Below are 3,980 nucleotides of genomic sequence, written 5' to 3' on the forward strand. Positions count from 1 at the left end.
GCGCACACGGTGTCGTTCGCGTTCGACATGTCGTGGGAGGAACTCCTGTGGCTGGTCGAGGGTCACGAAGTGCATGTGTGCGACGAGGAGTTGCGTCGTGACGCGCACGCCCTGACGCGGTACGTGGACCGGCACCGGATCGACGTCGTCAACGTCACCCCCACCTACGCCCAACACCTCCTGGAGGAAGGGCTCCTGGAGTCGGACGCCACGACCGGGCGGCACCGGCCCGCGCTCGTCCTGCTCGGCGGCGAAGCCGTGTCCGACGGAGTGTGGGCGGCACTGCGCGACACCGAGGGTGTGCTGGGCTACAACCTGTACGGGCCGACCGAGTACACGATCAACACGCTCGGCGCCGGCACCGAGGACAGCGCCACGCCCGCGATCGGGCGACCGATCCTCAACACCGCCACCCACATCCTCGACGCCAACCTCCAACCGGTACCGGTGGGCGTGCCCGGCGAGTTGTACGTCACCGGCATCGGCCTCGCCCGCGGCTACCTCAACGCCGCCGGACAGACGGCCGCGCGGTTCGTGGCGAATCCGTACGGGCCGCCCGGCAGCCGGCTCTACCGCACCGGCGACCTCGCGCGGCGGCGCCCGGACGGCATCATCGACTACCTCGGCCGCACCGACGACCAGATCAAGATCCGCGGCCACCGCATCGAACCCGCCGAGATCCAAAGCGTGTTGGATACCCATCCGCAGGTGGCCCGCAGCGCGATCGTGCCCACCACCGGCCCGGACGGCGGGGTACAGCTCACCGCCTACGTCGTCCCCGAAACGGCCGGACCCGTCGACGCGCACGCCCATGACGAACACATCGCGGAATGGCGGCAGATCTACGCCGACGAGTACACCGCCATCGACACGGCGGTGTTCACCGAGGACTTCGCCGGCTGGGACAGCAGCTACGACGGCGCGCCGATCCCGCTCGCGCACATGCGCGAATGGCGTGCCGAGACCATCCGGCGCATCACCGAACTGCGCCCGTCACGGATCCTGGAGATCGGCGTCGGCACCGGCCTGCTGCTGGGCGCACTGGCACCCGCGAGCGAGAGCTACTGGGCCACCGACTTCGCCGCACCGGTCATCGAGAAGCTGCGCGCCGACCTGGCCCGAGACCCCGAACTCGCCGCGAAGGTCGAGCTGCGCACCGCCCCGGCGCACGAACTCGGCGACCTGCCCGCGGCATTCTTCGACACCGTGGTGATCAACTCGGTCGCCCAGTACTTCCCGAGCCTGGACTACCTCACCGACGTGCTGCGCCGCGCACTCGACCTGCTCCGGCCCGGCGGAGCGGTCTTCGTCGGCGACGTGCGCAACCTGCGGCTCGCCCGCACCTTCCACAGCGCGATCCGACTCGGCCAGGCGACACCGGACACCGACGACGCGAGCGTGCGCGCCGCGATCGAGCGCGCTGTGCTGCTGGAGAAGGAACTCCTGGTCGACCCGGACTACTTCGCCGCCCTGACCGATCTGCTGCCCGACCTGGCGGGCGTCGACCTGCGGATCAAACGCGGACACCTGCACAACGAGCTGTCCCGCCACCGCTACGACGCGGTACTGCGCCGAGCCGGCGGCGACCCGGCCACGACCCTCGCCGACATACCGAGCCTGCCGTGGAACGCCGCCGGGGGAACCGACGCGGTCGCCCGCCGGCTGACCGCGGATCGGCCCGACGCGCTGCGCGTGCGAGCCGTACCCAACGCCCGACTCGCGGGCGAAATCGCCGCGGAGCGCGTGCTGGCCAACGGCGGCACGAGCACCGAAGCGCGCGACGCGCGCACCGCGGCCGAGCAGGCCGACGACGCGGCGGTCGAGCCCGAGACGCTGTACGCGCTGGGCGCGGACCTCGGCTACGCCGTGGCCGCGACCTGGTCGAGCGCCGGATCCGGCGCCTTCGACGCGGTGTTCGTGGCCGGCGAGCGGGCCGCGAACGCCGTACTGGGCACCTACGTACCGACGGGTTCGGGCCGTGCCGACCTGCCCGGCTACGCCAACCACCCCGCCGCCGCCCGCGAGGCGGGCACCCTGGTACCCCGGCTGCGCGCGTTCCTGCGCGAGCGGCTGCCCGAGTACATGGTGCCCGCCGGATTCGTCCCGCTCGATCGACTCCCGCTCACCGTCAACGGCAAACTCGACCGTCGCGCGCTGCCCGCCCCCGACGCAGGCGTCGGTCGCGCGCCCACGCGGGCACCGGCCGGTGCCGCCGAACTCGCCCTGTGCGCGCTGTTCGCCGAGGTGCTCGGAGTCGCCGACATCGGCGCCGAGGACAACTTCTTCGACCTCGGCGGCCACTCCCTGCTCGCCGCTCGATTGGCCGCGAAGGCCCGGGGCGCGCTCGGCGTCGAGATCGCCATCCGGGACGTGTTCACCGCCCCGACCACCGCCGCACTGGCCGCGCTGCTCGCGGAACGCGCCGGGGCGGACCAGGCGGGCGCCCAGGCGTTGCGGCCCGCCGTCACGCGGCAGGAGCGCCCAGACCGGGTGCCGCTGTCGTTCGCCCAGCGGCGACTGTGGCTGCTGGGCCAGTTCGAGACGGCGAGCGCCGCCTACCACGAACCGATCGCGGTCCGACTGCGCGGGACGCTGGACCGGGCGGCGCTGCGCGCCGCCGTACAGGACGTGACGAACCGTCACGAGACCTTGCGTACGCTGTGTGTCGCGGCACAGGAGCCCGAAGGAAGCGGCGCCGCCGAGGTGTTCCAACACATCCTGGCCCCGGAGGACGCGCACGCCGTCGTCGAGTTCGTCGACACCGACACCCTCGGCGCCATCGACACCGAGCCCGCGCTGGCCGCGCTGGTCGCCGAGGCCACCCGCCGCCCCTTCGACCTGGCCGGCGAACTTCCGCTGCGGACCACGGTCTTCCGGGTGGGCCCGGACGAGCACGTGTTCCTCGCGGTGTTCCACCACATCGCGATCGACGAGTGGTCGATCCGGCCGTTCGCACAGGACCTCGCCGCGGCCTACACCGCACGCTCGGCGGGGCACGCACCCGCCTGGGAGCCGCTGCCGCTGCAATACGCCGACTACACGTTGTGGCAGCGCGACCTGCTCGGCGATCCGGCCGATCCCACCGGCCGCTACGCTCACCAACTCGCCTACTGGCGAACCGCTCTGGCCGCGCTGCCCCAGCAACTGGAGATCCCCGCCGACCGGCCGCGCCCCACGGTGGCCGGCTACCGGGGCGGCACGGTCGAACGCCTGATCCCCGCCGAACTCGCCGAGCGCGTGCGTGCCGTGGCCTCGGCCGCGCATGCCAGCGCGTTCATGTTCTACCAGGCGGCGGTGGCGACGCTGCTGCACCGCCTCGGCGCGGGCACCGACATTCCCCTGGGCAGTCCGGTGGCGGGGCGCGACGACGAGGCACTCGGCGACCTGATCGGCTTCTTCGTCAACACCGTGGTCATCCGTGCGGACGTGACCGGCAACCCGACCTTCGCCGACCTGCTGGCCCGGGTGCGAGACACCGACCTGGACGCGTTCGCGCACCAGGACCTGCCGTTCGAGCGCCTGGTGGAGGAACTCAACCCGGCGCGGTCGCTCGGCCGCAACCCGCTGTTCCAGGTGATGGTCGGCTACCAGAACCAGGGCGTGGGCGAGGTCCGCTTCGGCGACATCGCACCGGTCGGCGAACGATTCACCCCGCCCACCGCCAAGTTCGACCTCGACTTCGTCTTCCGCGAGACCGATCTGGCCGCGGTGCCGGAGGGCGCGGTCGAACTGGGCATCGAGTACGCGGCGGACCTCTTCGACCACACCACCGTCGAAGACTTCGCGGAGCGGCTGCTGCGGCTGCTCGTCGGGATCACCGACGATCCGAACCGCCGCGTGGGCGCGTACGAACTGCTGTCGCCCGCCGAGCACACGCGGATCGTGGACGAGTGGAACGCGACCTCGCATCCGGTGCCGGAGTCGACGGTGGCGGATTTGTTGGAGGAGCGTGCGGGGTTGGTTCCGGACGCTGTCGCGGT

At 72.2% G+C, this 3,980-nt stretch carries 1 protein-coding gene; it reads left to right on the forward strand.

The genetic code is table 11. The features are described 5' to 3' along the window. On the forward strand, positions 1–3,980 hold a 3,980-nt coding region (locus ACWCPW_RS51700; RefSeq protein ID WP_449768634.1), incomplete at both ends, for a condensation domain-containing protein.

The organism is Embleya sp. NPDC001921 (genome assembly GCF_053594475.1).